Raw genomic sequence first — 23,680 nt, 5'->3', positions numbered from 1 at the left:
GATTACGCTTTTGGGGGCTGTCGTAAACCAGCCTAGAGGTCCGGGCTTGTTTTGTTCTCTGGTAGAGCAGAGCAGGCCCAGGGCTACTGAAAGCCCGCTCCGTACCGCTTTAGCGGTCGGAGTCGGGTAGTTTACCCCAGATCCTCTGGATCCTCAAAAGTCTCCAGTAGACACCTAAGATCTCTCCCCGAACTCCCATGGCAACCAAAGTTCTGATCCCCTCTCCCCTGCGCCCCTACACCGACAACCTGGAAGCTGTCGAGATCGAGGGCAGCAATGTTGGCGAAGTGATGGGCAACCTCATCGCCCGCTATGGCGAGCTGAAGCGCCACCTCTACACCGAGGATGGGAAGCTGCGCAATTTCGTCAATGTCTACCTCAACGACGAGGATGTGCGCACATTGCCCCAAGGCAACAACACCCCCGTGGGAGAGCAAGCCGTTATCAGCATCGTTCCTGCTATTGCCGGAGGGTTGTGAGCATGTTGAACCTGGATACCAGCCAAGTCAGCCTCTCCCGCGAAGAGATGGAGCGGTTTTCTCGGCATTTGATCCTGCCCGAGGTGGGCCTAGAAGGACAGAAGCGGCTGAAAGCGGGCAAAGTGCTGTGCATCGGCACAGGCGGCCTTGGCTCGCCCCTGTTGCTGTACTTGGCGGCAGCCGGCGTGGGGCGGATCGGCATTGTCGATTTTGATGTGGTGGATGTGTCCAACCTGCAGCGGCAGGTGATCCACGGCACCTCCTGGGTGGGCAAGCCGAAGGTGGAATCGGCCAAGAACCGCATCCTGGAGATCAACCCCCACTGTCAAGTGGATGTTTACAACACCGCCCTGAAGGCCCACAACGCACTGGAGCTGTTTGCCAACTATGACGTGATTGTGGATGGCACCGATAACTTCCCCACCCGTTACCTGGTGAACGATGCCTGTGTGTTGACGGGCAAGCCCAATGTCTACGGCTCGATCTTCCGCTTCGAGGGACAAGCGACGGTCTTCAACTACGAAGATGGGCCCAACTACCGGGATCTCTACCCCGAGCCGCCCCCACCAGGACTGGTGCCCTCCTGCGCCGAAGGGGGAGTGTTGGGGATCCTCCCCGGCATCATCGGTGTTATTCAAGCTACCGAAACCGTGAAGATCCTGCTGGGCGTGGGCACAACCCTAAGTGGGCGGCTGCTGCTTTACGATGCCCTGAACATGAGCTTCCGGGAGCTGAAGTTGCGCAAAAACCCCGCCACTCCTCCCATCACCCAGCTTATCGACTATGAGCAGTTCTGCGGGATCCCGCCAGCCCAAGCCACAGAACAAGCTGGCCAGACAGAGATCCCCGAGATCACTGTGGCCGAGCTGAAAGCGCGGATGGATGCTCACCAAGACTTTGTGTTGGTCGATGTGCGCAACCCAAATGAGTGGGAGATAGGCCGGATCCCTGGTGCTCACCTGATCCCCCTGCCCCAAATTGAAAACGGCGACGGGGTGGAGCAGGTGCGTCGCCTCCTTAACGGCTCAGAGCTGATCGTCCACTGCAAGAGTGGGGCACGCTCGGCCAAAGCCCTGAAGATCCTACAAGCTGCTGGGATCCAAGGAAAAAACCTGCGCGGGGGGATCCTCGCCTGGGCAGAGGCTTACGATCCCTCGATTCCCAAGTACTGACCCTGTCTCAGGATCCCTAGCTGTTGCCCAGTTTGCTTTAGCTAGACCGCCGGGAAGCCCCGCCCTCTATTAGTGGATAGTGGTTAGTAGCTAGTGACTAGCCGGGGTGAGGGTCGGGAGGAGAGGCGGGAGCATGGTGTTTTGTCCTCATTGGTGCTGTAATCAAGGTGGCAGGGTTTTATGCACTGCCGCTATAAACATCAAGTACAGAGCGGTGGGGCATCCCGTCCTTTTCGCGCCAGCGGGACGGAGTCCTTAAGCTCAGGAAATGTCCTTAACTGGAGTCACTGTTCGCGTCAGCGGGACGGAGTCCTTGAAGCCCGCACCCTCTCGCTTTAGCGGCACGGATTGCTTCGCGTAGCATGAGTGCGGGAGTATGTCACCATAGATCCGGTAGATCCGGTGCGCAGGGCCGGTTGCGCCAGATTCTCCCTTTTTCCATGAGTGCCATCCCGCAGGCCGAGACAGAAACGATCTTCCACTCCATCCCCGAAGCCCTCGAAGACCTCAAGTGTGGTCGCATGGTCATCGTGGTCGATGACGAAAACCGAGAAAACGAAGGGGATCTGGTCTGTGCTGCCCAGTTTGCCACGCCCCAAGCTATCAACTTCATGGCCACCTACGGGCGGGGCCTTATCTGCCTGGCCATGCAGGGATCCCGCCTCGATGAGCTGAAGATCCCGCTGATGGTGGGGCAGAACACCGACAGCAACCAAACTGCCTTCACCGTCAGCATTGATGCTGGGCCAGAGGCTGGAGTTTCCACCGGCATTTCCGCTGCCGATCGCTCTCGCACCATTCAGGCGGCCATTCACCCGCACACGCGACCGGAAGATCTGCGCCGGCCTGGGCATGTCTTTCCGCTGCGAGCACGGGAGGGCGGAGTACTCAAACGGGCTGGCCATACGGAAGCAGCGGTGGATCTGGCGATGTTGGCCGGGCTGTATCCGGCAGGGGTGATTTGCGAGATCCAAAACCCGGATGGCTCCATGGCCCGCCTGCCCCAGTTGATCGAATATGCCCGTCAGCACGATTTGAAGATCATCACCATCGCCCACCTCATCGAGTACCGCTTGCGCACCGAACAACTGGTTCACCGAGAGGCTGCCGCCACCCTGCCGACGGAGTTTGGCCAGTTTCGGGTTTACGGCTACCGCGATAGCCTCAACCAAGTCGAGCACCTGGCCCTGGTGAAAGGGGATCCGACCCAATTTGCCGCTGAGCCCGTCCTGGTGCGCGTCCATGTGGAGTGTCCCCTAGGGGATGCGCTGGGATCCCTGCGCTGCGATTGTCGCCGCCAATTGACAGCGGCCCTGAAGATGATCGGCCACCAGGGCAAGGGGGTGCTGGTGTACCTGCGCCGGCAAGAGCAGGAGCTGAGTCTCATCGAGCAAATCAAGTCCTACGCCCGGCAAGATCTGGGACTTTCTGAAACCGCGCCACCGGTGGCGATGGACTTGCGCGATTACGGCATCGGCGCCCAGATCCTACGGGATGTAGGGGTGCGCAAAATGCGCCTGATCAGCAACACCTCTCGCCACATCAGCGGCTTGAAAGGATTTGGCCTGGAAGTGGCCGAGCGCGTGCCCCTGCTGGTGGAAGAGCCGGATCTCAATTTGCATGTGGAGCCGTCCTGTTCCCTGAAACTGTTGCTGCACGACGCTGGCGCAACCGATTCCGGCTCAAGCCTGTAGCGCGTTGTAGGGCCGAGGGCTATGGTGGAACAAAGACTGGGGTGCAGCCGGCTCGCCATCCACCACATAAGCCTTGGATCCCCAGCCCCAGAAAGACCAGAAAGGACGTTCGGGCCCCGATGGAGCCGTCATTGCCATGCGACGCTTCCGCGCTGGTGACAGGGGTGCGGAGCACTGGCGCGCCGGCGAGACGGAGTCCCTGGCTGTGGGGCTCAAGAGTTGCTTCGGCAAGACGGGAATGTCGGATCCCACCTGCGACCACACTTCATAGCCCTGAGGGCGCACCACCACCAGGCTGATCAGGGATCCGTGATCCATGTCGTAGCGGCAACTGGCGATGGCCTCTTGCAGCTGAGAAAAGCCCCGGTTGAAGACGTAAAAATGGTCTTGGAAGCGGATGGCCTCCCAGAAACCTTCCCGTGTAACCGCCACATAGTCGTGATTGGCGGAGGCGTAGTCGAGGATCACCATGCGTGTAAAGACTGATCAGCGATGAATCAAAATGAGAGAGCTTTTACCGTATTTTCACTTAAGCACGATCTTGGGCAGCCTGTCATCCGCAAAATGGCTCACCTGCAACAAGGCTTAATGCGTTTCTTTACTCTGCAAACCGCTGCCGCCCGCCTCTCTATCCCCTCCGGCTCCAGGGATCCCACCCAATTCCCGTCTCAGCTCGGCCATAGCCGCTTCTCCGATGTGAGGGGCGGCACAGACCAAGTTGGGTGTACGGATCAAGTCGGCTCGGGCTTGGCGCACCAAGGCGCGCAGGGTAGGGTAGCTGGCCTCATCGCAGATGAGGGTATGGGCGCGGCGGATCACAGCTCCCACCCGTTCAGCATCGAAAATCACTGCCGTCAGCACCAGCAGGTCTCCCCGCAAACTGTGGACGATCACCTCGGCAACCTCCAGCAGGGCAGTGCTGATGCTCACCAGCCCCAGACAGGCGTGGGAAGGCAACTGGCGGATCAGGGCAATTTCACGGGCGTAGTCAGACACCTCCACCGTCAGAACACGGGCCCCTCGCGGCTGGGCAATGGCCTCGACGGCGCTGAGAAAATAGTGCAGCGTCACCACAGTGCCGGAATGGATCTGATCCAGAACGGTGGCCAGCTCCTCCAGGGGCACCAACTGGACCCGGATGCCCAAAGTCTGCTGGATTTGCTGGGCCATCAGTTGTCCTGTACCCAAATCCCGGTTGGGCACACACACCAGCACTTGGGCACTGCAGCGCAATCGCCAATCGATCTCCGCTAGCAGCAGATCCCGCACCTGCTCCAAAGAAAACCCCTGCTGCAGCAGCTGGTCGATGCCCTGGCGCACCTGCTCCAGGACCTGTCGGGATCGATCCAGGTTTTCCCCCAGGCCGCGAGAGTAGTTAACCACCTGGCGGGCGGAGCGGCTCACGTAAATGCCAGATCCAGCGCGGGTTTCCACCAGGCCCATAGCCTCGAGTTGGTGGTAAACCTTGTGGATGGTATTGCGGTGCAGGCCTGTTTGCATAGCCAATTGACGGGTGCTGGGCAGGCGGCAGCCGGGAGGAAACTGCCCACAGGCAATGGCGAAGCAGAGCAAATTAAAGAGCTGCACGGAGCCAGGGATCCCACTCTCCGGCTGGATGGAAATGCGCATCATGGCCCGTTTTTCTCCCTTTGACAACGCCGTTGCGAGCCCGTTTCTGGGCTACGTAAGAATCCCTCGACTTCAGTCGGCGGGAGTGTCAACTGCCTGCAAGATAGCGCCGACGCCGGATAGACAAGCTCCAGAGGAGATCGGGATTGAGAGCCCTATTCGGGGATGCGGTGCATCCGGCTGGGATCCCAACTTAAAGTCACCTCCGTCCCTTCCGGCAACTGCTGCAAATTCAGGCCGGGGTTGGGTTGCACAGCCAAAAGTTTCACCTCACAGCCCGACACCCATACCTGATAGCGAATGAAAGCCCCTAGATAAGCAGTGTCGCAAATCCGTCCCCGCAAGCGGCAGTGGCCATCGGGGATCCCTTCTTCAGATAAGTCAATCCGAATGTGCTCCGGGCGCAAAGCAAACAGGGCCGCTTCTCCCACGCATCGTTCCGCCAGGGATCCCTCGATCAAGTTGGTTTGGCCGATAAAACCGGCTACAAACCGGGTGGCAGGTCGCTCGTAGAGCTCTGCCGGGGATCCCACCTGTTCGATGCGCCCGCGATTGAACACGGCAATACGATCGCTCATGGTCAGGGCCTCTTCTTGGTCGTGGGTGACGTACAAAAAGGTGAGACCAAGGCGGTGTTGTAGGGCCTTGAGTTCAAACTGCATCTGTTGGCGCAACTTCAAATCCAGCGCCCCCAAAGGTTCATCCAGCAAGAGCACCTGCGGTCGGCCAACCAAAGCCCGCGCCAAGGCCACCCGTTGCCGTTGCCCCCCCTGAAAGTTGGCTGGGTTTACGGGATCTCAGATCGGGCAGTTGTACCAGCTCCAGCGCCTCTTGCACTCGCTTTTGGCGCTCCTTCGGCGGTATGCCGCGGATCATCAAGCTGTAGCCAACGTTCTCCGCCACCGTCATGCGGGGGAAGAGAGCATAGTCCTGAAACACCGTGTTCACAGGCCGTCGGTAGGGCGGCAGACCCAAAACATTCTGGCCGTTCAATTCGATCTGCCCCTCATCCGGACGCTCAAAGCCCGCGATCATCCGCAAACAGGTGGTTTTGCCCGAACCCGACGGCCCCAACAACGTAAAAAACTCCCCCTGCTGCACCTCCAAATCCACCCCGTCCACCGCTTGGATCCCGGAAAAGTTGCGGCTGACCCTCCGCAAACGAATGGCAGGCGGGGATCCCTCCTCTCTCCCGGCTTGGGATTTGGCGGAGCTGACATCAGAGGCGAGGACAGATTCGGCAACCATATCGACACAGGCAGCAAATGAACCCATTATGAGGGATCCATTTACAGAGGTTGACAGGTCTCAGCAAGGCAGGAAAGGTTCCAGGCCAAGAGCAGAGGTGGTGTGCGAGGGTGAAAGCTCGCCGGAAACCCACCCGACCGGTCGCGAAAGCGGGCCGGAGACCTTGTTTCTGGATGGGATCCCTTGACCACTGGGGATCTGAGTCCCACCCTTGTTACAGAAATTTAGAATCGTTACAATAAGTTAGAATCTTTGCTCATCTTTGCATTGCAGGTTTTATCCTATGGCACTCACTCAGCAGTTTCCCGTGCTGCTTGCCTCGGCTTTGCGTCACGACAGCGTGGCCCCGCGCTGGTCTCAGGTGGCGTGGACCGTTTTGCGGGTGGTGGCAGGGCTATTCATGATTCACAACGGCCTTGACAAACTGGCAGATATCGAAGGATTTGCGACGGCTTATGTAGAAGTGATCGGGTTGCCCTTCCCGATCTTTTTTGCTTATGTAGCCGCCTATACCGAGCTGATTGCAGCCCCCATGGTGGCGCTGGGTTTGTTGACCCGCGGGGCAGCGTTGGGTTTGTTCGCCACGATGGCAGTGGCCATGTTCCATCACATTAAGGTGGCCGGCTTCAGCGTTCCCTACTTGGAGCTATCCGCCATCTACGCAGCGATCTTCTTGGCCTTTGCGGTGAATGGGGGGGGCTGGTTCTCTGTGGATCAGCTCTTGGTGAATGCAATCGAGTCGTGGCTGAACCGCGCCAGCCGGGAAAAGTTGGAGAGCTTGCAGTCTTCGTTGCAGGCCACGGAACGGGTAATTGCGCTGGGCGAGGAAGAGGCCGAGGCCGCCAAGACCACCGGATCCTGAGCTTTGGTGGCCATTCCCGATAGCGGCGAGGCTGCTCCTCTCTCCCTCTGAGAGAGAGGTTAGCAGTGAGAGTCATCCTGCTAAATGCGGCTGGCGGCCCGCTCCATCAGGCGTTGGTGGGTGGAGCGCACAGGCTCTCCTGGCTTGGGTTGCCGCTGCACGTAGGTGCCATCAGGGCGCAATTCCCAGGCCTGCCGGTTGTCCGTCAGGCAGATGTCCAAGATCGCCTTGAGCTCCCGCTGCAACGCGGGATCCTCCACAGGGGTAACCACCTCAACCCGTCGATCCAGGTTGCGGGTCATGTAGTCGGCGCTGCCAATGAAGTATTCTTCCTGGCCGTTGTTATAGAAGTAAAAGATGCGCGAGTGTTCGAGAAAGCGGCCAATGATGCTGATGACGCGGATGCGATCGCTCAGGCCTGGGATCCCGGGCTTGAGGCAGCACATGCCGCGCACAATGAGGTCGATCTCCACCCCGGCTTGGCTGGCCTCGTAGAGCAGCCGGATCATTTCCGGGTCGGTGAGAGAGTTGATCTTGACGATGATACGCCCCTGGCCCCCCGCTTGGGCATGGCGGATCTCTCTGCGGATCAGGGCTTCCATGCCTTGGCGTAGGGTTCTGGGGGCCACCAAGAGCTTGCGGAATTGCCGTTGCCGCGAGTAGCCCGTCAGCAGGTTAAACAACTCCGTAACGTCGTTGCAGAGGGTCTCATCGCAAGTGAACAGCCCTAGGTCGGTATAGATACGGGCGGTTTTGGGGTTGTAGTTGCCGGTACCGATGTGGACGTAGCGGCGCAGGGATCCCTCCTCTTCCCGCACCACCAAAGCCAGTTTGCAGTGGATTTTCAGCCCCGGCAGGCCGTAGGCCACGTGGACCCCGGCTTTCTCCAGCTTTTTGGCCCAGAGGATGTTGTTTTCTTCGTCGAAACGGGCTTTGAGCTCCACCAGAGCGGCCACCTGCTTGCCGTTTTCGGCAGCCTGAATGAGGGATTTCACCACCGTCGAGTCGCCGGAGGTGCGGTAGAGGGTTTGCTTAATGGTGAGCACCTGCGGATCGTTGGCGGCCTCCTCCAAAAACCGTTCCACGCTGGCGGCAAAAGAATCGTAGGGGTGATGCACCAACAGATCCCCTTCCCGGATGACGGCAAAGATATCCACCGGCTCATCGCTGACCGAGGCAGTGCGCAGGCGGGGCGGGGTGACCGGCCCCCAAGGGGGATCCTTCAAATCGGGCCGATTCAGGCTGAGAAACGCCATCACCCCCCCCATGCTCAAGAGGCCATCCACTTCGTACACCGAGTCACTGTTGAGGCGCATCTCTTCGCTGAGCCGTTGTCGGATGGCTGCCGGAGTTTGGCTGGCAATCTCCATGCGCACCACTGAGCCGAAGCGGCGCTTGCGCAGCTCTTCTTGAATGGCAGCCAGCAGATCGTCGGCCTCGTCCTCTTGGATTTCCAGATCGGCATCCCGGGTGATGCGGAAGGGGTAGTACTCCAGCACCTGCATGCCGACAAACAGCGCTTCCAGATGGTGGGCAATCACCTGATCCAGCGGCACAAAGCTCACCCCATCCCGCAGCGGCACAAAGCGGGGCAAGGTATTGGGCACCTTCACGCGGGCAAAGTGTTCCTTGCCAGTCTCTGGATCCCGCACCACCACCGCCAAGCTGAGGCTGAGGTTGGAGATGTAGGGAAAAGGATGGCCTGGATCCACCGCCAAGGGGGTGAGCACTGGAAACAAACGCCTCTCAAAGTAGTCCCGCAGCTCCTGTCGTTCCGACTCGGCCAGCTCGGAAAAATCGCGGATGTGAATGCCCTGTTCCGCCAGCTTGGGCACCAGTTCCTGCCGGAAGCAAGTGTGCAATTTTCGAATCAGGGGGCGCAGGTGGCTCGAGATCTGCTGCAACTGCTGCTGCGGTGTAAGGCCATCCGGGGTTAGCACCAACACGCCCGTTTCCAACTGACGACGGATCACCGCCACCCGCACCATGAAAAATTCGTCCAGGTTGCTCTCAAAGATGGCCAGAAACTTCAGCCGCTCCAGCAGAGGTGTGCGCTCATCCAGGGCCTCGTGCAAAACCCGGGCATTGAATTCAATCCAGCTCAGCTCCCGGTTGAAATACTGCTCCGGCAGAGCATAGCCCTCTTGGATGGGTGTAGTCCGGATCCCTGGTTGTCCGGCATCAGGGGGGCAGCCCGTCGTGTCGGGGTTGCAGGGTGGCCAGGAAGGGTCAGTTTCCTTGGGACGCGGAGTCATGACGACAGAGGGCTGGGTTATCTCAAACACGTCAACAACAGCTGGAGCCGACCCAATCCTATCCTGCGGGGTTCTGCTTGGGCGAAGGAGAAGTGCCCAAGACGGGCTTGGGCGGACGTTCAGGCAACAATCCTTGAGAGCGCGTCAGAAGAATGACCTGGAGCAGGATCCCGATCAACAAAATGCGCAAAGGGCCAGCCCGGGTGGCCCACTGGGGCGGCAAACGGTTGGTGAGCCACTCGCTGCCCGACCACACCCCCCAAATTACCAGCGCTCCCAGCAAGGCGCCGCGATTGTTGCCACTGCCCCCCGCGATCAGCATTACCCAAACGATAAAGGTGGCAAACTCCGGTTGAAAGGCTTCTGGGCTGATGAAATTGACAAAATGGGCGTAGAGGGCCCCCGCCAACCCCATGAGCATGGATCCCAGCACAAACGCTTGCAGGCGAAACTGGAGCACATCTTTGCCGGCAGCCAGGGTTGCCGGTTCATCCTCGCGAATGGCCCGCAGCACCCGCCCCCAGGGGGAGCGATAGGCCCGCTCCGTGGCCCAGTAGACCGCCGCCAAGATCAACAGCACCAAGCCCAAGTAGAGAAGGGTATCCTGACCTGGGATCCAGCCGCGAAAGGGTCGCGGAATGCGGGTAATTCCCCGTACGCCATTGGTCAGCCAGCCCTCATTCCTCAGGATTTGGCTGATGATCTCGGCAATGCCGATGGTGGCGATGGCCAGGTAGTCGGAACGCAGCTTCAGGGTAATCAAGCCGATCAAAAAGGCAATCGCTCCGGCGACGGCCACAGCCACGGCAAAACCCACCCAAAAGGGCAGATTGAAGCCGCCCAGATGTTCGGCACTTGGGGGTGTGGTGACAATGGCGCTGGCATAGGCTCCCATGGCAAAAAAAGCCCCCACCCCGATGTTGAACATGCCGGCGTAGCCCCACTGGATATTGAGGCCCAGCACCAGCACGCCGTAGATCCCCACCAAAATCAAAAAGAAAATGCCGTAGCTCAACATCAGACATCCCCCCCACCCGGGGATCCCAGCAATCCCGTGGGTCGGAAGATCAGCAGCAGTACCAAAATGGCGAAGGCCACCCCGGTTTTATAGGCAGGGTTGATCACCAAGGTCGAGAATTCTTCCGCCAGGCCGATCACCACTCCTCCGGCAATGGCCCCGTAAGGGCGACCGATGCCGCCGAGAATGGCCGCTGCAAAAATGGGCAACAATAGCCGCCAGCCCATGGTGGGGTGCAGCCGGGTATCCATACCCAGGAACACACCTGCTGCACAGGCCAAAGCTGCGCCGATGGCCCAAGTCCAGAGAACGATTCGCTCCGTATCAATGCCGGTAACCTTGGCCAGCTCAAAATTGTCGGCCATGGCCCGCATCGCTTTGCCCACCCGCGTGCGTTGTAAGAAAAGATGCAGGGCCACCACCAACAGGGCTGTTCCCACCAGGATCACTGCCCAATCGGGCTTGATGCGCAGCTCTCCAAGCCGCCACGGCAACTGGATCCCGCTGCGGTACACCTGATTGTTGGGCCCCCAGATGATCTGCACCAGGCTGCGCAGAATCAGGGCGGTGCCAAAAGAAGAAATGAGCAAGATCACTGGTGCCTCCCGGCGCAGGCGGCGATAAATGAGTTGGTCGATCCCAACTGCACAAAGTACCGTGGCCAAAGCTGCCGGGAGCAGGCTGACCCCAATTGGCCAACCCAACCCAACAAATGTCAGGCCGAAGTAGGCCCCCAGGGTCATCAGATCCCCGTGGGCAAAGTTGGCAAAGCGCAAAATGCCAAACGTGAGGGATACCCCAATTGCCCCCAGAGCATAGATGCTGCCCAAGACGAGGCCGTAAATGAAAAGTTGCAACAGTTGGGTCACGCTTGCCCCCAAAAACACTTTGCCCTGATAATGCCACGGGTTTGCCGAGAGCGGGATCCGGCTCAGCGCAGCGGAAGGATACGGCTGATCGCGCCAGCGGGACGGAGTCCTAAGAAAGCTAGGGTAGGGGAGAGCGCCCACAAGGAAGAAGATCCATGCAGTCCAGGTCTTTGTCTGTCCTCCGTTTCCTGGCCGTTTTGGCCCTGCTGAGCGCGGGCTGTGGCGGGCCGGAGTGGGATCCCGATGCGCCTTCCGAGCCCATCTCCACCCCCCAGTTGATCTACGAAGACATCACCCTCACCCAAGCCAGGCCCGACGGCGGCATTCTTTGGCGCTTACAGGCTCGCCTGGCCGAATACGAGCCCCCCTCCGAAGGCAGCGCCACTCCTGTGCAGTTGGGATCCGCCTATTTGCAGGCCGTTGAGGGAGAATTTTTCGACGAAGACAACCGCGCCATCCGCACCCGCGCCGAGCAAGGCTCTGCCTACCCCGGCGAACGACGTCTGGAATTGAGGGGTCAAGTCGAGGTGGAATCGGAGCGGGATAATCTGCGTCTGGAGGCCCAGCGGGTGGAATGGCTGCCGGAACAGCGCCGCCTCCAAGCCGAGGGCCAGGTGAAAGTGGAGCTGTTGGATGGGCAGGGATCCCTGTGGGGGGATCGGCTGCTCGTTGATTTTGGCCAAGCCCAGATGCAGTTGGAGAACCTGGATCCCACTCAGCCGGTGCGGGCAGAGTACCGGGATCCGGATCTGGAGCTGGCCGCCAGCCGTTTTCTGTGGCAATTTGGCGTCGGGGAAGTGCAGGCAGTAGGGTCTGTAGAGGTTTACGCTCCCTTACAAGCTTTGCGCCTCAGGGGCGATCAGTTGCGGGCTCCCCTGCCTCTAACCGAGTTGCGCATATTGGGCAACGGGCAAGCCAAAGCCGAGCAAACCGGTCAAGAGCTGCAGGCCCAGGAGATCCGCTGGCGCATCGGCTCCACCCAGCTGCAGGCCCAGGGCAACGTGCGCTACCGCCAGCCCGGCCAGGCTCTGACCGTTAGGGGCAACCAAGGGATCCTGGATTGGCAGGCCAACACCGCTCGGATCCAGGGCAACAGCCAAACCCAGCTCACTTTGCCCTAAGGGGGGCTGGGGGGAAGCAGAAAGCTGGCCGAGAGCATGGCAGGATAGGGATACCTTTAAGGAAAAGTATCGGGTGAGTTGTGGTGAGCTTTGAGGACTCCGTCCGAGTGGCGCAAACAGGACATTCCCCCGCCAGGGCTGGCGCTGCTGCAGAACGCCCCAACATCCTGCTGATCGTGCTGGATACCCAGCGGGCAGATCGTCTCTCCTGCTACTGGTCGGAAGCGGAGCGTGCCCGCCAACTGCCCACCAGCCCCAACCTGGATCGGCTGGCTGCCGAATCCACCCTCTTCGAGCGGGCCATCGCCCCTGCCCAATGGACCATCCCCTCCCACGCTTCCCTCTTTACGGGGGAATATCCCAGCACCCACCAGACTGTCCAAGCAGATCTGGAGCTGAGCCCCGCCCTGCCCACCCTGGCAGAGCTGTTGCAGCTGAGCGGCTATACCACTGTGGGCTTTTGCAACAACCCTCTGGTGGGGATCCTGAAAAACGGCTTGCGGCGCGGCTTTGAAACCTTTTACAACTACGGTGGCGCTCTGCCCACCCGCCCCCCCGAGGGCAACCCCTTGCCTGCCCCCCTAAACCGCTGGCTGGCCGCCTACACCCAATTTTGGCGTCGGCTCTCCTACCCGGTGCAAAACGCCTTTGCCCGCTCCGACACCCTCTTCCAACTGGCGCTGCACCCCTGGTTTGCCTCCCTCTGGACCCGCCTGCTCAACTTCAAAGGCAACACCGCCGCCTCGATTGCCGACCTCAACCGCTACCTGCAGCAGATGGCCCGCCGCCGGTCGGATCCTAGAGCACGGCCCTTCTTTTGCTTTGTCAACCTGATGGAGCCCCATCTGCCCTACTGGCCGCCGGAGCCCTTTGTGCAGAAATACGCCCCCTATTTCAAAAGCAACCGCGAGGCCCGCGACTTTTTGCGCCAATACAACGCCCAGCCCTACCGCTGGATGGCGCCCCTGCCGCAGCCCCTTTCTCCACTGCAAGCGCAGGTGCTGCGGGATATCTACGATGCTGAGGTGGCCTACCAAGATCACCTACTGGGATCCGTCTTCGACACCCTGCGCCACACCGGCCTGGAGCAGAACACGCTGGTGGCCATCGTCGCCGATCACGGCGAAGGCCTGGGAGAACACGACTTCGTCGGCCACGCCTTTGTGGTCTACGAAGAGCTGATCCGCGTGCCCCTCATCCTGCGCTATCCCGGCCACTTCCCGGCAGGAAAACGCATTGCCACCCCCGTTTCCACCCGCCGCCTCTTCCATACCCTCCTGGAAGCTGCCGGCTTTAGCCCCAACCTTTCCCCCAACGGTGCCCCCTGTGTCAGCCTCAAGCTCCGCCGCGAGGTCGCCCGCCTCAGCTTGGCCCGCACCTTGGCAGGGGAAGATCCCGAGCAGGGAACAGTGCTCAGCGAAGCCTTCCCGCCCCACCTCCTCATTCGGGCTATGGAAAGCCGTAACGACAGCCTGCTGCGGGCGCGTGCCTGTTACGACATCCGCCGTGCCTTCTATGAGGGGATGACCAAGCTCATCCAAACGGGGGATCGTCCCAGCCTCTACAACTTGGAGCAGGATCCGGCGGAGCTGCGGGATCTGCTTTGGGTCGGCAACGGGGATCCTGTCTCCTCTCTGCCTGATGTGGACCCGCAGCGCTATCGCAACCGGTCGGCGGGGGAAGCCGGCTGGGGATCCCTTTCCCCCCAGGCTTGGCTGGCTCGCCTACAGCAGGGGCTGAGAGCCTGGGTGAGCTGGGCAGAGTCCCGGCGGCCTAGCACGGCTCCTCGCAAGGTGAATGTGGAAAGCGATGCCGACTTGGTGCGGCAGATGCAAGAGCTGGGCTACTTGGAGTAGGCAGGGATCCCGCTATTCCAGCCCTCCTTCCTCCTCCCTGTGATCCCGCACATAGCCGTTTAGATCGTAGTCATCCATGTCATCCATCTCCTCCGGATCCGCCGTTGGCCAATCCTCATTTTGCCCGCCGATAATCACGCGGCTGAGGCCGATGTATTCCAGGCTGAGGGTGCGCAGGGCGTTGATCAACACATCCAGCGCCATCGCATCGGCGGTGCCCAGATCAAACCAGCAGCGGGCCCAGTTGTCCTTCTCTTCCAGGGATCCCATGTTGTGCATTAGGGAAGGCAAGGGCTCCGATTCGTTGGGATACTCCAGATAGCTCAGATCCACCTCGGCCTCTTGGGCCACCAGACGCTCGGCGTTAAATCCGCCCAGCTTGCCCAACACGTACCACGACTCCAGCACCTCGTTGAGGTACTCCAGCTCAGCTTCGACCGGCGGCTCGGCAAACTCAAACCAGATCCACAGATTTCCCGGATCGCACTCGCGAAACTCCACTTGCATGGACAGTTCCTCTGCAAGGCCTACGGCCCGCTGACGCGATGGGGCCCAGCTTCTGATCTTAATCTGGCTCTGCTCACCCATTGGTGCAACGCCCAAAGCTCCTGCACTTTTGTGCCATGCGAATCCCTCCAGCAACAAATCTTGCCGTCAGGGTGGCCGCTTGGAACCACGGGATCCCTCCTGCCGAGGCCATCGGCGGTTAGGACGGACATGGCGCAGGCGGTTGCCGGGAAGTCCGTGGCAGCCAGACGGCCCCAAAGCATCCTATACTGTTGCGGCTGTCCTAATCACGCTGTCCGAATCACGAGGAACCTGCCGCTTATGTCTGAGCTTCTCCCTTTGCCTTCCCTCCAAGACCGGGTGGCTGTGGTCACCGGAGCCAGCCGGGGCATTGGCCGGGCGATTGCCCTGCACCTGGGGGCCATTGGAGCAAAAGTGGCGATCAACTACGCCCGCTCCGCTGCCGAAGCCGAGTCCCTGGTGGAGGAGATCGCGGCCCTGGGGGGAGAAGGGATCCCTGTGGCCGCCGATGTGTCTTGCCCAGAGGCGGTGGAGAGCCTGTTTGCCCAGGTGATGGAGCGGTGGGGTCGGGTGGATGTGCTGGTGAACAATGCCGGCATGGCCCGCGACACCCTGCTGCTGCGCATGAAGCCAGAAGATTGGCAGGCGGTGCTGGATCTCAACCTGACGGGGGTCTTTCTCTGCCTGAAGGCAGCCGCCAAGATCATGGTGAAGCAGCGCCAGGGGCGCATCATCAACATCACCTCGGTGGTGGGCTTGGTGGGCAATGCCGGCCAGGCCAACTACAGCGCCGCCAAAGCAGGGGTGGTGGGCCTCACCAAGACAGCAGCTCGCGAGCTGGCCAGCCGCAACATCACCGTCAACGCCGTGGCACCGGGGTTCATCACCACCCAAATGACCGAAAAACTGGATCCTGGCCCGATTTTGGCGCAGATCCCCCTGGGGCGACTGGGATCCCCGGCAGAAGTGGCGGGGCTGGTGCGTTTTTTGGCGGCAGATCCGGCGGCGGCCTACATCACGGGACAGGTTTTTGCCATCGATGGTGGCATGGTGATGAGCTAGGCACTCTACCACGCCAGGGCTAGGCCATCGGCACGGGGTTCGGAAGCCGCAATGAAGTGATCCCCATCCCGCAAGAGGATCTGTCCCCGGCCAAAAAGACCGCAATCCTCTTCTGCGTCCACCACCTGCACTGCATGGCCGCGGGCGGAGAGTTCGCGCACCACCTGGGGCGGCACCGTGCTCTCCAGCGCCACCTGCGGGATCCCCTGATCCCACAGCACTCGCCAGCGGGGCGCATCCAGAGCCGCCTGGGGGTTCAGGCCGTAATCCACCAAATTCACCACCACCTGCACATGGCCTTGGGGCTGCATTGCCCCCCCCATGACACCAAAAGGGCCGAGGGGGATCCCTTCTCTGGATAGAAAAGCGGGGATGATCGTGTGGTAGGGGCGCTTGCGGGGGCCCACCTGGTTGGGATGGCCGGGCTCCAGGGTGAAACCCGTGCCGCGGTTGTGGAGAGCAATGCCCGTGCCCGGAACCAGCAGACCACTGCCGAAGCCATCGAAATTCGACTGAATCAAAGACACCATCAACTCACCATCAGCTGCAGCCAGGTAAACCGTTCCCCCCTCCGGCAGCCCTGGCTGGGCCAGGGGGATCGCCTCCCTCCCGATCAACTGCCGCCGCCGCTGTGCATAAGCCTTATCCAGCATCTGGGCAGGACTGACCCGCACATACTCCGGATCCGCCACCTGTCGGCTCACATCGGCAAAGGCCAGCTTCATTGCCTCAATCTGCAGGTGATAGCGCTCGCCGGCATCGTAGGAGATCCGACCCAGCTCAAAACCCTCCAAAAGGTTGAGCGCCATCAGAGCGGCAATGCCCTGCCCGTTGGGGGGGATCTCCCAGACGGTGTAGCCCCGGTAATCCGTATGGATGGGTTCCACCCAATCGGCCTGGTGCTGGGCCAAGTCAGCGGGGGAAAGAAAGCCGCCGCTGGCTTCCGAGAAAGCCAGCAACTTCTCCGCCAGCTCCCCCCGGTAAAAACTCTCACCCCCGCTGTGGGCAATGGCCTTCAGGGTTTGGGCATGCAGGGGGCTGCTCCAGCGCTCCCCAGCCCGTGGGGCACGCCCTTGGGGAAAGAAAACGGCCTTGAAGGCCTCGTGGCGGGGATCTGGCAGGGGCAAATAGATGGACTCCGCCGCCTGCCACAGTTGGGCCACCCGGGGAGAGACCGGAAATCCCTCTTGCGCCAGACGAAGGGCAGGCACAAACAGACGCTCGAACGGCAGCTTTCCCCAGCGCCGGTGCAAGGTCTGCCAAGCGGAAACTGCCCCCGGCACCGTCACCGCTAACCAATCGTAGGGGGGGATCCGCCCATGGTCCCGGTACCGCTCCGGCGTCAGGGCGGCTGGGCTGCGACCGGAAGCATTCAACCAGTACAGCTGACCCTCCTCACCCCCCTCCCACACCAGAGCAAAGGCATCGCCGCCAATGCCATTGGAGGTTGGCTCCACCACCGTCAAAGCCACCGCCATTGCCACGGCTGCATCCACAGCATTGCCGCCCGCCCAGAACATCTCCATGCCCGCCATTGCCGCCAAAGGTTGGCTGGTGGCCACGGATCCCTGTCTGCCCATCACCACCCGTCGCCGCGAAGCAAACGGATAGCGATCCAGGGCCTGCCGCAAAAAAGTGGGTGCTGGCATATCGCTACGCGACGCTCTCGCGAATGGGCTGGGCTCCCTACACAGGCAGGTTATCGCTACGCGACGCTCTCGCGAACAGGAGTGCGGCCAACTCCGCAAAGCTGTCCACCACCACATCTGCCCCGGCGTGGCGCAGTTCCTCGGCGGTGAAAGCCGTGGTGAGGCCCACCGCAAAACAGCCAGCCCCCTTAGCGGCGCGGATCCCATGGGTAGAATCTTCAATCACCCAACACAACGCCGGATCCAACCCCACAGCGGCAGCCGTTTTCAGGTAAGGCTCTGGGTCGGGCTTGGCCCGCTGAATGTCTTCGGCGGTAATCACCGCGTCAAACCAGCGGTGCAGGTCGAAGCGCTGGAAAATCTGCGCTTGATCCCGGCGGATGGCCGAAGTGGTGACGGCCAGGGCAGAAAAGCGCTGGCGGCTGGCCGCCAAAAACTCCAGCACCCCCGGCACCAGGGGTACCTCTGCCAGCAGCTCGCCAAAAGCCTTGGCCTTTTCCTCGATCAAGCGCTGCACCAGCAGGGGCCGTTCTGCAGGTGGGGTGTCCGTCTGGTGTTGGACAAGGTACTCGAACATGTCGCGGTCGGTGCGCCCCTTGAACTGCAGGGAGATGGGGGCCAAATCCAGGGATAGGTGGCAGCGTTGCAGGGCAATGGCCCCGGCGCGGGCATGGATTGGTTCCGAATCCACAATCACCCCGTCCATATCGAAGAGCAAGCCGGCAGTCACGTCAGCCTTCCCCTGTTGTAGGCACAGCACTTTGGATTGCATAGACATTATCGCTACGCGACGCTTTCGCGAATGGGCAAGCACGGGACAGGGATCCTCTTAACAACCCTACTGCCCCGTCTCCATCCCCCACCCGCAGAAGCGGCTGGTGATCTGCCAGATGGGATCCAACACATCCGTCAGGGCGTGGTCACTCTCCACCGCCACCAGTTGGGCCCAGGGGCGACGGGCCACATAGTCTCGACTGGCTTGAATGGGGATGGTGTCGTCTTGGATCCCGTGCACAATTAGGGTGGGCACAGGCCGTCGTAACCCCCCATCCGGGTAGCGCTGGGCATCGGCGACAAAGCCGTACTCCAAAGGGAGAGGGCGGCCTTCTCCGTAGTGAAACACCATGAGTTGTCCGGTTCGCTGCCAAGTCTCCACCGCCTCTGCCCCCAGCCGCGGCAGCCAATGGCCTAAAAAGCCAAAAGCCGGCGCCAAGAGCACCAAGCGCTGCACGCAAGGTTGTCGTTCGGCAACCCAAGCAGCCACCAGGCCCCCCAAGCTAGAGCCGATGAGGGTGACAGGGGGGTAGTTCATCTCGGCAAGCTGGCTGGAAACCTGCTGGATCTGGCGGGTCAAGGTGAGCTGGGCAAAATTGTCCTGGTTCAGATCAGGCACCTGAACAGGGATCCCCACCTGCTGCAGCCGCTGCCGAAAGAAAGTTGCCTTGGCCGACTGCGGCCCAGAGCCGAATCCATGCAGGTAAATCGCCAACACGGAAAGGGATCCCTATGGCCCTGTGGCTGCCGAGAGCCAGCCCGCCCCCAACACCACGCTGATGGAGAGGAAAAGGGTCGCTACCGTCCAGGTGATGCGGTTGAGGTTTTGCTCAGCACTCTTGGAGCTGGAGAACAGCTGGGCCTGCCCGCCAATGCCCGCCAACCCATCCCCCTTAGGGCTGTGCAGCAGCACCAAGATCACCAGCAAGATGGCCGAAGCCGACCAGAGAAACTCGAAAAACGCTTCCATCGCAGCGGATCCCTGTAGGGCAAGTTGCTAAGGCCATTATCGCTTGGAACCGCATCTTAGCGCACCCTGTCTCGGCATCGCTCCCATTTCAAACTCAACTCGTTCAAACTCAACTCGGCAGGCCCAGACCCATCTACTTGCTTCTCAGGTGGAACGGGTGCTGCTCCTTCTGGGGGTGTTGCTTTGCCTCAAAAAACGACCCCAAACGGGGCCGCCCAGTCTTTATCCAGCCCTTATGGAGATTTCCAGAGGATCCCCACCTCATCTACAAGGGCAAACAGTATTCACCTCAGTAGCTTACGCCCCGGTAGGTCAGGGGCTGATGAGGGTGAGGCATCGCTTTCTTGCTGGTGTGATGCGCCCAGAAGGTTTGACCGCGATACTGAGCCTGCAACTCCTCATCACTGAGCTGAGTATGCGCAGGAACGTAGTCAAAGGTGTTGCCACGGAAAGAGAGTTTCATATATCGCCTCCATCAACGAAGGGTTGAGTTTGTTGTCGTTGGGCCCTACGCCACGGAAAGAGTGGCGCGATTCAGTTGAGGCGCGTTCCTTCGGGAAGACCCCTACTTCCGTCTCTGCACAGCTCCAGGCCACTGGTGAGCCAACTGCAGAGGTGAACGATTTATCCTATGTCTGTATCATAACTTACGGTTTTGCAGGTTTTTTGGGGGATTTATAGAAATTTAATCCGGCCATACCCGCAAAAGGGATCCCTTGCCGTCGGCTCTTCCGCGGCTTCTCGGGCCTGACTGGGCAATCACCTATGCACTTTTCGGAATAGATTGCCGCAACCGGTTCCGGGCCCAGGGCACCAATCCCGTATTCGGCCAGTCTCCGCAAAATTCTGATTTCTTCTATTTCACCGCCTGCGCAAGTGCCTGCAGCCCTGCTCGCAGACGTTCCTCGATGTCGGCCTCTAGCTGTAGTGTTCCGGCAGCGTCCAACTGAATTTGAGAACTCAGGATATAAACCCCTCTCAGGATGTGGGTTGCCCCCATCACCGCCAGCACAGGTTTCATCGCAAAGTCGATGGACAGCAGATGGGCCAGGGTTCCCCCGGTGGCAATGGGGAGAATCACTTTACCGGTAAAGGCGTCTTGATCCAGCAAATCCAGCAGTGCCTTCAACACACCTGGATAGGAGGCTTTGTAAACGGGAGCAGAGATGACGATCCCGGTAGCTTGGGCCACCTTTTGCTGAATTGCCTTGAGTTGAGGGCTATCGAACTTGGCCAGTGCCAGATCCTCTGGGGGCAAATCCCGCACCGAAACAAACTGAGTGGTCAATCCCAGATCGGACAGGATCCCGGCAGCGTGATGTAAAACGGCTTCTGAGCGAGAAGGAGTGCTGGGACTACCGGAGAGCAGGAGGATGCTGGACATAGGCCGCAGACAGAATACTGCCTCAGTTGTACCAGGGATCCCATGTGAAAGATGATTAACCCACTCTCGCCCTGCCCCAGCATGCACGATAGCTTTGTCTCTCGACGTCATTCCCTGCTGGTCAAATTGCGGGCAAAATATGCCCCCCCAACTCCCCACCTACTCAAGGGGTCGGGAACGTGATAGGTTAGATTCAGCAAGGGTTTCAGCTTGCTAAACTTGAGATTGACTTACGCGGGCGTAGTTCAGTGGTAGAACGCTAGCTTCCCAAGCTGGATGTCGTGAGTTCGAGTCTCATCGCCCGCTTTCCCCAACCAACCGGCAAAACCCGCTTTCCGCAAGCATTCCCGGACTTGGCCTAGTCCGGGAAATCAATGAGCTCAAGGTAAAAAGGGGTAGTTCGGGGTCAGTAAGATCTCCTTGGCCAGTGCCCAGTTAGGCAATGAAGCATGCAACTTTACGAGTACGACTTCTATGCCTGGACGCAAAAGCAAGCCGCACTGCTGAAATCGGGGCAGTGGGATCAACTGGATATCGCCAACTTGGTGGAGGAAATCGAGGCTTTGGGCAGGCAAGAACGCCGGGAATTGCTGCACCGGCTGGGGATCCTGGTAGGGCATTTGCTGAAGTGGCAATTGCAACCCCACCTGCGAGGCAAAAGTTGCCGGGCAACGATTACTGAACAACGCCGCCAGATCCAGCGATTGCTCAAAGACAGTCCCAGCCTCAAGCCCGATCTTTCGGCAGCCCTGCAAGAGGCTCACCAGGACGGGATCCTGTTGGTGGTGAGAGAAACGCCATTGTCTGAAGCAGATCTGCCTGCCCAGTGTCCCTACACATTTGAGCAGGTGATGGATCCCGACTTTTATCCTGGCAAGGAAGATCCCCAGTGATCTGCTCAGCCCCCGGAGCCAGAACCAGGGAGGGAGGGATCCCGACCCCGGTGGGTCTCCATCTGGCTGTCCACTACCCGTCGCAGCACTCCGTTGACGAAAGCGGCGGCCTCAGGATCCCCGTATTTTTTGGCCAATTCTACAGCTTCGTTGATGGCAACCTTCACGGGGCTGCTGGCCAGTATTTCCATCTCCACCACCGCCAGGCGCAGGATATCTCGTTCGATCCGACCAACCCGCTGCAATTGCCAACCCACCAAAGCCTTTTGCAAACGAGCATCAATCGCCTCCTTGTGGGTTCGCAGGGCAGTTAACAGTTGCAAAGCGTAGGCGCGCACTTCTTGGGATTGGGCAATGTACAACAGTTCCGGCATGGACAGGGCAACGCCCACCCGGTTGACTGCTCTTTGGGACAACTGGACAACCTCATCCAAGATGTGGCGGACGCTGTGCAGCCGCTGTTCCAGGTGTTCTAAGGCTTGGCCGGCGTTGCCGAGGGCCACTTGCACCTGCTGGATTAGCTCCAGCAATTCCCCCCGTAAGGCATTGGGGTCAGGAACGTCCGCCTCCTTCAGAGTGATTTCCAGGCGCTGCAGGTGTCGTTGGGCCTGCTGAAGGCGGAGGGTGACGGAGCGGGATCCACCCTCTTCCTTGGGATCCGAATCGGCCAACAATAGAGGATCGCTCTCGTGCAACAAACGGTCGCTGCGCTGGATTTCCGCCGCCGCTGTGGAGAGGGTTTCATGGGTCTCTTCACTCAGGGCGCGGATGGCTGCCAGCAGCAAGTCCTCCAGTTGTTTTTCGCTCAGTTTGGCCGCCGTGGCTGGCAGTTGATTGACCCCCAGCAGGGCCAGTTCGCGGGCAATACGCCGAGGTTGCATTGCAGAATATCCATAGCTTCTGAAAGACTGCCCCATTGCCGCAAGGCGGCGCGCAAGCGCTATCGGGCTTAGCCATGCTAGCAGGTTGCCAATCCATGAAGAACGAGAGACTCACCCGGTCAACCGGCCCTAAAACTGCGACTTAACACCCGAAACACCAAAGATGAACTCTGCTCTGTGCCAAAGCGAGATTGGCTGGATACCGAGAGGGTGAGCCGTCGTTTGCTGCGGGTGATGCCCACATACAGCAGCCGCAATCGCTCTGCTGCCAAATCCAAAAAGGCTTGCTTGGTGGCCGAGTCGGCCTGCAGCTCCCAGCCGCCTTTGGGGCTGAGCTGTCGCAACTGAGCCAGGGCCTCTGCCTGCATATCCACTTCATCCAAAAACTTCAGCCCCAGGGTTCGCTCCCCGTACTGGGTGGGAAACTCGTAGGCCGACACCTGGGGGATGAACACCTGATCCCATTCCAGCCCCTTGGCCCGATGCAGAGTCGTGACAGTGATGCTGCCCGGCTCGGGGTCGAAGGCGAAGATCTCCGAAGGCAAGTTGTTGAGGCGGTGATCCAGAATCACTTGAAATTCTTGGGCGATCTCCTGCCAATCGATCTCGGGCAGGGATCCCAGCACCTGCTCCAGCTGATCGATTACATAGCGACCCACAAACAGCTCTTCCGGCTTGCGGTAGAGGCTTTGAACGATCACATTCAGCACCTCCGGCCAAGGGGAGCGCCCGGCCCGGAGCCAACCGGCAAGGGTGCGCAGCAGCCTGCCCAAGTTCTGCCAAGGCGGGCCATCGGGCAGGGCGGGAGCCTCACCAAAGTTGGGAAATAGCAGCCGCTCCGGCAGAGAGGCGCGGATCCAGGTCAACATCGGCCCCAGTTCAGCACGTGGGATCCCCGCCCAATCCGCCAAGCAATCCACAGCAGCAGCCAAGCGAGTGGGGGCAGTGGGCTGGGCAAACCAGTCGATGATTCCCTTGAGCTGCAACAACACCCGCCGCTGACTGGGACTGCCCCGCAACAGATCGATCACCCGCTCCGCTCCCATTTCCTGGAGATAGCTGAGGGCTTTGCCCCCCAGCTCGTTAGTGGTGACCAGAATGGCCACCGTTTGGCCGGGAAAAGCTTGGGCGGCTGCAATGGCCTGCCGCGCTACCTGTTGCAGCTCCTCCTCCGGGGATCCGACGACCCGCAGAAAGTCCACACCACCCTCGCTGGCCGGGGGGTTTTGGCCCCCCGCGGTGGGCCGTTGAATTGGCGGGGGGGGCCGCGCGGGGCGCCAAGCCGGGGTGGGGGGCGGCTGATTTGCCCCCAACCGGGGGCTTAATAACAACGACC

At 60.3% G+C, this 23,680-nt stretch carries 23 protein-coding genes, 1 tRNA gene, 2 pseudogenes and 1 riboswitch; of the genes and pseudogenes, 10 read left to right on the top strand and 16 right to left on the bottom strand.

What is annotated here, in order from left to right; all coding sequences use genetic code 11:
* The 4 genes and pseudogenes from NW828_RS09480 to ribB all read left to right on the top strand — a co-directional run.
* A pseudogene (locus NW828_RS09480) lies at nt 1–130 on the top strand (RNA-guided endonuclease TnpB family protein); the annotation flags it as partial.
* Nucleotides 131–197: 67 nt separating this feature from the next.
* A complete protein-coding gene (locus tag NW828_RS09475; RefSeq protein ID WP_011433658.1) occupies nt 198–479 on the top strand; it encodes a MoaD/ThiS family protein in 282 nt (93 codons plus the stop codon).
* A gap of 2 nt (nt 480–481) precedes the next feature.
* Nucleotides 482–1,651, top strand: a complete 1,170-nt coding sequence (gene moeB / locus NW828_RS09470) for a molybdopterin-synthase adenylyltransferase MoeB (RefSeq protein WP_011433659.1) — start codon at nt 482–484, stop codon at nt 1,649–1,651.
* A 473-nt stretch (nt 1,652–2,124) separates the two neighbouring features.
* Nucleotides 2,125–3,273: pseudogene (gene ribB, locus NW828_RS09465) on the top strand (3,4-dihydroxy-2-butanone-4-phosphate synthase); the annotation flags it as partial.
* A 60-nt stretch (nt 3,274–3,333) separates the two neighbouring features.
* Here ribB and NW828_RS09460 read toward each other — a convergent pair.
* The 4 genes from NW828_RS09460 to NW828_RS09445 form a co-directional block, all read right to left on the bottom strand.
* Nucleotides 3,334–3,816, bottom strand: a complete 483-nt coding sequence (locus NW828_RS09460) for a hypothetical protein (RefSeq protein ID WP_414383457.1) — start codon at nt 3,814–3,816, stop codon at nt 3,334–3,336.
* A 114-nt stretch (nt 3,817–3,930) separates the two neighbouring features.
* Complete coding sequence (locus NW828_RS09455; protein WP_414383455.1) at nt 3,931–4,977, bottom strand: GntR family transcriptional regulator; 1,047 nt, start codon at nt 4,975–4,977, stop codon at nt 3,931–3,933.
* A 152-nt stretch (nt 4,978–5,129) separates the two neighbouring features.
* Nucleotides 5,130–5,726, bottom strand: a complete 597-nt coding sequence (locus tag NW828_RS09450) for an ABC transporter ATP-binding protein (protein WP_414383453.1) — start codon at nt 5,724–5,726, stop codon at nt 5,130–5,132.
* The gene (locus NW828_RS09445) at nt 5,674–6,222 is read right to left on the bottom strand and encodes an ABC transporter ATP-binding protein (protein ID WP_414383451.1); all 549 of its coding nucleotides are present in this window, start codon (nt 6,220–6,222) and stop codon (nt 5,674–5,676) included. The genes NW828_RS09450 and NW828_RS09445 overlap by 53 nt, the downstream gene beginning before the upstream one ends.
* Before the next feature lie 283 nt (nt 6,223–6,505).
* Between NW828_RS09445 and NW828_RS09440 the strand changes: the two genes are divergently transcribed.
* Nucleotides 6,506–7,084 carry a DoxX family protein gene (locus tag NW828_RS09440; protein WP_414383449.1) on the top strand — a complete coding sequence of 193 codons (579 nt, stop codon included), beginning with the start codon at nt 6,506–6,508 and terminating at the stop codon, nt 7,082–7,084.
* 80 nt (nt 7,085–7,164) lie between these two features.
* Here the strand turns inward: NW828_RS09440 and ppk1 are convergent, their stop codons facing one another.
* Genes ppk1 through NW828_RS09425 form a run of 3 tightly spaced genes read right to left on the bottom strand, consistent with a single transcriptional unit; the run spans nt 7,165 to nt 11,226 of the window.
* Entirely contained in the window at nt 7,165–9,339 is a 2,175-nt protein-coding gene (gene ppk1 / locus NW828_RS09435) for a polyphosphate kinase 1 (RefSeq protein ID WP_414383459.1), read from the bottom strand.
* A 58-nt stretch (nt 9,340–9,397) separates the two neighbouring features.
* Complete coding sequence (locus NW828_RS09430; protein ID WP_414383447.1) at nt 9,398–10,357, bottom strand: branched-chain amino acid ABC transporter permease; 960 nt, start codon at nt 10,355–10,357, stop codon at nt 9,398–9,400.
* Nucleotides 10,357–11,226: a branched-chain amino acid ABC transporter permease gene (locus tag NW828_RS09425; protein WP_414383445.1), complete on the bottom strand. Its 870-nt coding sequence runs from the start codon at nt 11,224–11,226 to the stop codon at nt 10,357–10,359. Before NW828_RS09425 ends, NW828_RS09430 begins: the two co-directional genes overlap by 1 nt.
* A gap of 170 nt (nt 11,227–11,396) precedes the next feature.
* On the opposite strand from NW828_RS09425, the gene lptC reads away from it, so the two are divergent.
* Entirely contained in the window at nt 11,397–12,347 is a 951-nt protein-coding gene (gene lptC / locus NW828_RS09420; RefSeq protein ID WP_414383443.1) for an LPS export ABC transporter periplasmic protein LptC, read from the top strand.
* Between the two features lie 83 nt (nt 12,348–12,430).
* The gene (locus tag NW828_RS09415) at nt 12,431–14,203 is read left to right on the top strand and encodes a sulfatase (protein WP_414383441.1); all 1,773 of its coding nucleotides are present in this window, start codon (nt 12,431–12,433) and stop codon (nt 14,201–14,203) included.
* Between the two features lie 12 nt (nt 14,204–14,215).
* Here the strand turns inward: NW828_RS09415 and NW828_RS09410 are convergent, their stop codons facing one another.
* The gene (locus tag NW828_RS09410) at nt 14,216–14,710 is read right to left on the bottom strand and encodes a DUF3531 family protein (RefSeq protein ID WP_414331319.1); all 495 of its coding nucleotides are present in this window, start codon (nt 14,708–14,710) and stop codon (nt 14,216–14,218) included.
* 321 nt (nt 14,711–15,031) lie between these two features.
* On the opposite strand from NW828_RS09410, the gene fabG reads away from it, so the two are divergent.
* Complete coding sequence (gene fabG / locus NW828_RS09405; RefSeq protein ID WP_011433672.1) at nt 15,032–15,793, top strand: 3-oxoacyl-[acyl-carrier-protein] reductase; 762 nt, start codon at nt 15,032–15,034, stop codon at nt 15,791–15,793.
* 5 nt (nt 15,794–15,798) lie between these two features.
* Here the strand turns inward: fabG and NW828_RS09400 are convergent, their stop codons facing one another.
* From NW828_RS09400 to ssuE, 6 genes are all read right to left on the bottom strand, one after another.
* Nucleotides 15,799–17,442, bottom strand: coding sequence for a gamma-glutamyltransferase family protein (locus NW828_RS09400; protein ID WP_414383439.1), 1,644 nt, complete (start codon nt 17,440–17,442; stop codon nt 15,799–15,801).
* A gap of 37 nt (nt 17,443–17,479) precedes the next feature.
* A complete protein-coding gene (locus NW828_RS09395) occupies nt 17,480–18,220 on the bottom strand; it encodes an HAD family hydrolase (RefSeq protein ID WP_414383437.1) in 741 nt (246 codons plus the stop codon).
* A 60-nt stretch (nt 18,221–18,280) separates the two neighbouring features.
* Nucleotides 18,281–18,934, bottom strand: coding sequence for a YqiA/YcfP family alpha/beta fold hydrolase (locus NW828_RS09390; RefSeq protein WP_414343667.1), 654 nt, complete (start codon nt 18,932–18,934; stop codon nt 18,281–18,283).
* A 12-nt stretch (nt 18,935–18,946) separates the two neighbouring features.
* Nucleotides 18,947–19,186 carry a preprotein translocase subunit SecG gene (gene secG, locus NW828_RS09385; RefSeq protein ID WP_011433676.1) on the bottom strand — a complete coding sequence of 80 codons (240 nt, stop codon included), beginning with the start codon at nt 19,184–19,186 and terminating at the stop codon, nt 18,947–18,949.
* Nucleotides 19,187–19,475: 289 nt separating this feature from the next.
* Complete coding sequence (locus NW828_RS09380; RefSeq protein ID WP_414374634.1) at nt 19,476–19,649, bottom strand: DUF4278 domain-containing protein; 174 nt, start codon at nt 19,647–19,649, stop codon at nt 19,476–19,478.
* A 79-nt stretch (nt 19,650–19,728) separates the two neighbouring features.
* A riboswitch (Glutamine riboswitch) is annotated at nt 19,729–19,810 on the bottom strand.
* Nucleotides 19,811–20,042: 232 nt separating this feature from the next.
* A complete protein-coding gene (gene ssuE, locus NW828_RS09375; RefSeq protein WP_414331394.1) occupies nt 20,043–20,570 on the bottom strand; it encodes an NADPH-dependent FMN reductase in 528 nt (175 codons plus the stop codon).
* 234 nt (nt 20,571–20,804) lie between these two features.
* Here ssuE and NW828_RS09370 point away from each other — a divergent pair.
* Nucleotides 20,805–20,876, top strand: a tRNA-Gly gene (locus NW828_RS09370).
* Between the two features lie 143 nt (nt 20,877–21,019).
* Nucleotides 21,020–21,463: a DUF29 domain-containing protein gene (locus NW828_RS09365; RefSeq protein WP_414383435.1), complete on the top strand. Its 444-nt coding sequence runs from the start codon at nt 21,020–21,022 to the stop codon at nt 21,461–21,463.
* Nucleotides 21,464–21,468: 5 nt separating this feature from the next.
* Here NW828_RS09365 and nusB read toward each other — a convergent pair whose 3' ends face one another.
* Nucleotides 21,469–22,344 carry a transcription antitermination factor NusB gene (gene nusB / locus NW828_RS09360; RefSeq protein ID WP_414331399.1) on the bottom strand — a complete coding sequence of 292 codons (876 nt, stop codon included), beginning with the start codon at nt 22,342–22,344 and terminating at the stop codon, nt 21,469–21,471.
* 119 nt (nt 22,345–22,463) lie between these two features.
* On the bottom strand, nt 22,464–23,680 hold a 1,217-nt coding region (locus tag NW828_RS09355; RefSeq protein WP_414383433.1), incomplete at its 5' end, for a 3'-5' exonuclease.

This window comes from Synechococcus sp. W55.2 (assembly GCF_047461635.1).
In the GTDB taxonomy this organism is placed as follows: domain Bacteria; phylum Cyanobacteriota; class Cyanobacteriia; order Thermostichales; family Thermostichaceae; genus Thermostichus.
Note: the sequence above shows the minus strand (reverse complement) of the source record. Positions and strands in the feature narration are given on the sequence as shown.

Coding starts and splice junctions, on each gene's coding strand:
- NW828_RS09455 (WP_414383455.1), bottom strand. CDS start 4,977: ATGATGCGCATTTCCATCCAGCCGGAGAGTGGGATCCCTGGCTCCGTG.
- NW828_RS09380 (WP_414374634.1), bottom strand. CDS start 19,649: ATGAAACTCTCTTTCCGTGGCAACACCTTTGACTACGTTCCTGCGCAT.
- nusB (WP_414331399.1), bottom strand. CDS start 22,344: ATGCAACCTCGGCGTATTGCCCGCGAACTGGCCCTGCTGGGGGTCAAT.
- NW828_RS09440 (WP_414383449.1), top strand. CDS start 6,506: ATGGCACTCACTCAGCAGTTTCCCGTGCTGCTTGCCTCGGCTTTGCGT.
- NW828_RS09460 (WP_414383457.1), bottom strand. CDS start 3,816: ATGGTGATCCTCGACTACGCCTCCGCCAATCACGACTATGTGGCGGTT.
- fabG (WP_011433672.1), top strand. CDS start 15,032: ATGTCTGAGCTTCTCCCTTTGCCTTCCCTCCAAGACCGGGTGGCTGTG.
- NW828_RS09445 (WP_414383451.1), bottom strand. CDS start 6,222: ATGGTTGCCGAATCTGTCCTCGCCTCTGATGTCAGCTCCGCCAAATCC.
- secG (WP_011433676.1), bottom strand. CDS start 19,186: ATGGAAGCGTTTTTCGAGTTTCTCTGGTCGGCTTCGGCCATCTTGCTG.
- ssuE (WP_414331394.1), bottom strand. CDS start 20,570: ATGTCCAGCATCCTCCTGCTCTCCGGTAGTCCCAGCACTCCTTCTCGC.
- NW828_RS09410 (WP_414331319.1), bottom strand. CDS start 14,710: ATGCAAGTGGAGTTTCGCGAGTGCGATCCGGGAAATCTGTGGATCTGG.
- NW828_RS09430 (WP_414383447.1), bottom strand. CDS start 10,357: ATGTTGAGCTACGGCATTTTCTTTTTGATTTTGGTGGGGATCTACGGC.
- NW828_RS09395 (WP_414383437.1), bottom strand. CDS start 18,220: ATGTCTATGCAATCCAAAGTGCTGTGCCTACAACAGGGGAAGGCTGAC.
- moeB (WP_011433659.1), top strand. CDS start 482: ATGTTGAACCTGGATACCAGCCAAGTCAGCCTCTCCCGCGAAGAGATG.
- NW828_RS09400 (WP_414383439.1), bottom strand. CDS start 17,442: ATGCCAGCACCCACTTTTTTGCGGCAGGCCCTGGATCGCTATCCGTTT.
- NW828_RS09475 (WP_011433658.1), top strand. CDS start 198: ATGGCAACCAAAGTTCTGATCCCCTCTCCCCTGCGCCCCTACACCGAC.
- ppk1 (WP_414383459.1), bottom strand. CDS start 9,339: ATGACTCCGCGTCCCAAGGAAACTGACCCTTCCTGGCCACCCTGCAAC.
- NW828_RS09365 (WP_414383435.1), top strand. CDS start 21,020: ATGCAACTTTACGAGTACGACTTCTATGCCTGGACGCAAAAGCAAGCC.